The organism is Afifella pfennigii DSM 17143 (genome assembly GCF_000688515.1).
Classification (GTDB): Bacteria; Pseudomonadota; Alphaproteobacteria; order Rhizobiales; family Afifellaceae; genus Afifella; species Afifella pfennigii.
On the sequence record NZ_JHZK01000053.1, the window covers coordinates 1 to 5439 of the forward strand.

Here is a 5439-nt window from a genome sequence, read left to right on the forward strand (position 1 = left end):
ACCGGAGGACTTTTGGGCGTGACAATGATCCAGCACGTGCATCGCCGCGGGGCGGTATATTGGTGGCGTCGCCGTTTACCCTTTGTCGGTATCAATGACGGCCGGGCGGCGATCGAGGTGAGCCTGCGCACAAGATGCCCGCAGGCCGCACGCAGGATCGCACCGGCCGTGACGATGGCGAGCGAGTGGCTGAGGGCGAGTGCGGGAGGCGGCATGCTGACGAGGGACGAGGCCCGGCGCTTTCTGGCATCCGTCGCAGAGCGGCACAGCGAGAAGCTCGACGCCGTGGCGGCTGCCGAGCTCGCCGAGGGGCGATCGGCGGCGCAAGGCAAATCGACCGACCGCGCCATGGCGTGGGCAACCCGCATCCTCGCCGCGCGCGGACCGCAGGCGCGGCCGGAAAAGGAGTTCACGGAGCAGATGCTTCAGGACGGGCTCGACGAGGATCAGGTCATCGAGGTCTGGCAACTCGTCGCCGAACACCTTGAGGGCATGACCGGCACAAACGCAAAGGTGGAACGCCTCATGCGCGAGCAAGGCATCGCACCGAGCCCGACCAATCTCGCACAGGCAAGACAACTCTATTTCAGGGGGCTTTCCGCAGCGCTCAGCGATGTGCGCCGCAGATGGGACGGCGAACGCCCGGAGGATCGGCTCGTACTCGACGAAGCGCTGACAGCCGGCACGCCCACCCCAGAGCCTCGACGCGACTGGTCGCCGCAGCCGGAACCCACCGCTCCGGCCTGGGACAAGAACCCAGCCCCCTGCTCTGTCGATCTCTGCGAGACGCGCGCGCCGGTCGCAAAAACGGCGGGGACACTCGAGCGGCAGATCGCAAGTGAGCCTGCCAACGTCCCCACGGCTGCGCCGCAGGAGACATCGGACGCAAAAGCCGCGAACCGCTCCCTGAAAGCCCTCGCCGAGCGAATGGGGAAGGAGAACCTGAAGCTCGGAACATGGCAGCCCAATACGGCAGACCAGGCGCGCGCCGTCATCGATCTCTACGTGCGCATGCTGGGCGAGGACGACATCTCCCTCGTCACCCAATCATCACTGGCGGAGTATCGCTCGCTTCTCCTGCGCCTGCCCAAGAACTACGGCAAATCCGTCCACGACAAGGTTCGGCCTCTCCACGAGATCCTCGCCAGGGCCGAGGGGCTGCCGCCTTCGGAGGTCGGGGTTTCCGGCATCACCCTCAATCGTCATCTGAGCCAGCTGCAAAGCGTTCTCGAATACGCGCGATCTCAAGGGCTTCTGAAGGTCGAACTCGAAGGCGTCGCAAAACTGCGGGCGAAGCGGTCGAAGCGGCAGCGTGATGAGCGCAGCGCCTTCAGCGACGATGACCTGCAGTCGGTGTTCAGACAGCCTGTGTGGCACGGCTGCGAAGGCGACAAGGCGCGGCTGAAGCCCGGCTCGCTCGTGATCCAGGACGCCCTCTACTGGGTGCCATTGATCGCCGCCTACACCGGAGCAAGGCGCGAAGAGATCTGCGGGCTTATGGTGGACGACATCGGTGCCGAGGGTAGCACGCCCTATCTCAGCATCCGGAAGAACAAGTACCGCGGGCTCAAGAATGCCCAATCGGAGCGTCGCATCCCGCTGGCGAGCGAACTCGTCCGGCTCGGTCTGCCGGAATACGTGCGAAGGATAAAGGCGGGAGGCTATGATTTGCTCTTCCCCGAGCTCGTCGCTGCGAGCGGCAAGACACCTCTCGGCGACGTCTTTCACGACCGCTGGTCGGCCGTGCAGAAGGCGGCCGTGCCGAATGCCTCCGCGGAAGCGAAGACCTTCCACTCCTTCCGTCACTGGGTCGGCGATCGCTTGAAATCGGCCGGTGTCTCGGCGGAGATGCGTGCGGACATCCTCGGGCACGCGGGAACGACGATGACGACGGAACGATATGTCTCCTCGCCCGAGCTACAGCCGATGCTTGAGGCGCTGGACCGGCTGCCGCGGCCGACGGCCGACATTCAGCCTGCGGGCGTCGTCCTTCTTGGGGCCGTGCGGGAGCATCGTAAGCCGCAGCGCCGCCGCCGAGCCCGACCCAGCCTCTCCGATGGGCACCGCGCAACACGCCGAAGTCGGTCGCGTTAACCATGTACTGGGATATTGAGCTCACAACTCAAACGAGTACTGCCAGGGTGATGGCGCTCTCGATGACGGGAGCGGAATGAAGCGGCCACCGGCGCTGCGGGAACAGCGACCGGCGGCCTAACCACACCAAGCATTAGAGGTGCTTGCCATGGCTGATTGCCTTCGTAGCCCGATCCGGGCCCTTCTCGAAATCCCCCTGCCGCCGATCCATCGTCTCTGGCGTCCGCCCTGGGCGTCTCCCGGCAAGGCGTTCCGCTTCGCCTGAGCCACTTCTGATCTGACGATCGAGAGAGCAGCCAGCAGACGGCTGACGTCTCGGCGGCTGGGAATGATGGCGGCTGCCTGTGCTCCGGCTAACCCTGCTGCGGGCACCATCCCCCTGTCCGCCGAGGGCATCCGCATCCCCACACCTTCGTGGCGCCAGCCGTCCGCTGGCCGCTCTTTCCGATCGTCTCTCCTCACCCCCAAGACAGGAGGACATCATGTCCAAGAATACCAAGAAGCACGTCATCTCTACGCCCGGTGAAGTCGAGCAGAGCGCCATCGGACGTCTCGACGAGGCTACCCTCTGCAGCCACGGCCACGGCCGGGTAACGGTGATCCACCGGCCCGACAGCCTCGCCGCGCCGAACGGCGCCCGCGTCGCCGAGAACGGCCTCGGCTCCATCAAGGTCTTCTCCGGGCCCTTCCACCGGCCGGAAGCGCTGCGCGCCGTCGGGCTTCCCGCGACCCCGGCCGTCTATATGCTCGTCGGCGAGCGCAACGGGAGCCTCGAGGTCTATGTCGGCGAGACCGGAAATGCGCGCCAGCGCCACGCCGAGCATCTGAAGGACCCGGCGAAGCGCCACTTCGCCACCTTCTACGCTGTGACCTGGCCCAGCCTCATGCAGTCGAAAGAGTTCGCACGCTACCGGCAGGCCCGCTACGCCGCCCTCATCGCAGAGGCATCCCGCGCCAGGCTCGTCGGCGCCCCGCCGGAACCGGTGAACCTCTCCGAGGCAATGTCCGCCATGACGGAAGCGGCCATCGAGGAGGAGCGTCATCTTCTGTGGGATATCGGCTTCAATCTGCTTGAGCCGCATCGCCGGCCGCCGAGCGGCGAGGTGCGGATTCCGCACGAGAAGGGCGCAAGCACCGTCGACCCGGCAGCGCCGACGATGCAGTTCGCGCATTGCGGGCTCTGGGCCTGGGGTCTTCAGTGCGATGATCGTTTCATCGTGCTGCCGGGCTCCGAGTTCCGTCTCGTCAGCAAAAGCAACCCCGGCGTCGAGAACATCGTGCGGCGGCGGCAGGCCCTTCTTCAGGAACGGCGGTTGCTCGCCCCGATAACAGGGGTGAAAGACCGCAGGCGTCTGACTGTGGCTGTCGGCTTCTGGACGGCGTCCATCGCCGCCCGCGTCATCGCCGGATCGCATGTGCACAGCGCCGCCTGGCGCCCTGTCGACCGCGACGGCGGGCTTGTCATCATCGACTAGCGACCGAGGCGCAGCGCCGCCCGTCCCCAGAACTCCACAAGAGAAGACAAAACCGGACCGGCTGTGCCGGTCCGGAAGGACCAACTCGTCTCCCCTTGAGAAGGAGAGTGCAAATGCACATCCTCAGACTGAACGGTTTCGGCCCGACTTTCGGCCGCGATGTCGAACGTATCGGAAGGCTCGCGGTCGATCTCCGCGCCCTCCAAGAGGGTCGTATTCCGACGCCCCAAGACCTCGTCGATGCTCCGACCATCGATCGGTGGGCGATCGCCGCGACCACCGGCACCCCAGCGTTGGTTGGCCATGTCTTCGGGCATCCCATGCTTGGAACGAGGGAAGTCCTGACCTCCCCCGTCATCGTCGTTGCGCCGAACGAAGGCTTTGCCAGGACGATCTCGCGCTACTATCGGCTGGGTCGCCCCTCGGAAGATACGGAGTGCTTCTGGTGACCGGCGACAAGAAAAAGACAAGCCCACTCGCCCATCTGGCGAAGGCGTCCCGCCCGGAAGACGACGATGACGATCTGCCACCGGCCCTGGACGATCCCGATCCGGAAGGGCGAGAGCGAAGGCAACGACGCTGGGAGCGACGCAGAGAAGCAGCCAAAAAGCGGCGGCATTTGCCGGATTTTTCGGAGCTCCTCCGAGGCATGCCGTTTCTGGGTGACGACGTTTCGGTCGACATCCGGACCTGGGCGGAGCGCGTGCTCCCGCTCATCCCGAAGAAAGACGAGGCGTTATTCACCGACATCCGCGAGCACGTCTCGGCGCTGACCATCTCTGCGAACGTCGAAGTTCTGAGGGACGCGGCGGAAGCATTCCGGCGCGTTGACCGGCTTCGGCGCCTCGATGCCAGGGAAGCGGCACTGCGGCTCGACTTCTATCTTGCATCACTGGGTGACCGGCACAGCCCGTGGCGGATCGCGGGCGAAGCAATCTCCCGCGCGCATGACCATAAGACGCCGGAGGATCTGGCGCACGATTATGCCGCGGCCGCCGTTGGTTGGCTGATCCATGCAGGCAGATACGAGCCGCTTGCGGCCGCACGCCTTGCGCGTTTGCCGCCGCGGACCCAATCGGATTTCCGGCGCACGGCAGAAAAGTTCGGGCAGGATCTCCTGGAACGGATCCTCGAAGAACGGAACCGGCAGACGCGTCGGATGGTCGAAGGCTACATGCGCAAGAAAGGGATCGGCTCCTCTCCTTCGACAGCGGAGGACGGCGAGGACGATCCGGAACCGGACGAAGCCCGAAGTAGCGGACCGGGCGTCATCGTGTTCAAAGCCGTCGGCAACCGAGACACGTCCGAGCGTGTGGCAAGAGAGTTTACCAAGCTCCTGAATAAGCGCCTGCCGCTTGCCCGCAAGCCCGACCTCGCCGCTGTCTCGGATGCGCTTCTCGGCGAATTCCCCTATGCTGCGGAAGTCATTTCCGCGGTGCTCTCTGAACTCACCCCGCTGGAGTTCATCACGCTCCGGCCGATGATCCTCGTCGGCGCGCCCGGTTCGGGCAAGACCCGCTTTGCGGTGTCCGTCGTCAGATATTTCGGGACTTCGGAGGCCATGACGCTTTGGAGGGTCTGGCTCGATTGGGTTGACGTTAGGCTGCGGGCTGCTGGTTGAGCAAGCGGCGCTGCCGGATGGTTTCGTCCTTGATCCTCCTTCTCTCCTCGAGGATGGCCGGCGCCCTGCCGAAGTAGGCATCGGCAGGCGTGACGTTACCGAGGCTCTCGTGGACGCGGCGGTGGTTGTAGTGATCGATGAAGTCGCCGATGGCGGCCTCGAGCGCGCCGGGCAGATAGTGGTTCTCGAGCAGGATCCGGTTCTTCAGCGTCTGGTGCCAGCGCTCGATCTTGCCTTGCGTCTGCGGGT

At 65.2% G+C, this 5439-nt stretch carries 5 protein-coding genes; 4 read left to right on the top strand and 1 reads right to left on the bottom strand.

What is annotated here, in order from left to right; genetic code table 11:
- The 4 genes from Q331_RS0119010 to Q331_RS0119025 form a co-directional block, all read left to right on the top strand.
- Nucleotides 1-2094, top strand: a 2094-nt coding sequence (locus tag Q331_RS0119010) for a site-specific integrase (RefSeq protein ID WP_210164993.1), incomplete at its 5' end; no start/stop codon positions are given.
- Between the two features lie 482 nt (nt 2095-2576).
- Nucleotides 2577-3569 carry a GIY-YIG nuclease family protein gene (locus Q331_RS0119015; RefSeq protein WP_026381955.1) on the top strand — a complete coding sequence of 331 codons (993 nt, stop codon included), beginning with the start codon at nt 2577-2579 and terminating at the stop codon, nt 3567-3569.
- Nucleotides 3570-3682: 113 nt separating this feature from the next.
- Nucleotides 3683-4018 carry a DUF6634 family protein gene (locus Q331_RS22755; RefSeq protein WP_051631366.1) on the top strand — a complete coding sequence of 112 codons (336 nt, stop codon included), beginning with the start codon at nt 3683-3685 and terminating at the stop codon, nt 4016-4018.
- A complete protein-coding gene (locus tag Q331_RS0119025) occupies nt 4015-5190 on the top strand; it encodes a hypothetical protein (RefSeq protein WP_169738540.1) in 1176 nt (391 codons plus the stop codon). Before Q331_RS22755 ends, Q331_RS0119025 begins: the two co-directional genes overlap by 4 nt.
- Here Q331_RS0119025 and Q331_RS0119030 read toward each other — a convergent pair.
- Nucleotides 5168-5439, bottom strand: a 272-nt coding sequence (locus tag Q331_RS0119030; protein ID WP_026381957.1) for an integrase core domain-containing protein, incomplete at its 5' end; no start/stop codon positions are given. The two genes, Q331_RS0119025 and Q331_RS0119030, sit on opposite strands and share 23 nt — an antisense overlap.

Coding starts and splice junctions, on each gene's coding strand:
- Q331_RS0119015 (WP_026381955.1), top strand. CDS start 2,577: ATGTCCAAGAATACCAAGAAGCACGTCATCTCTACGCCCGGTGAAGTC.
- Q331_RS22755 (WP_051631366.1), top strand. CDS start 3,683: ATGCACATCCTCAGACTGAACGGTTTCGGCCCGACTTTCGGCCGCGAT.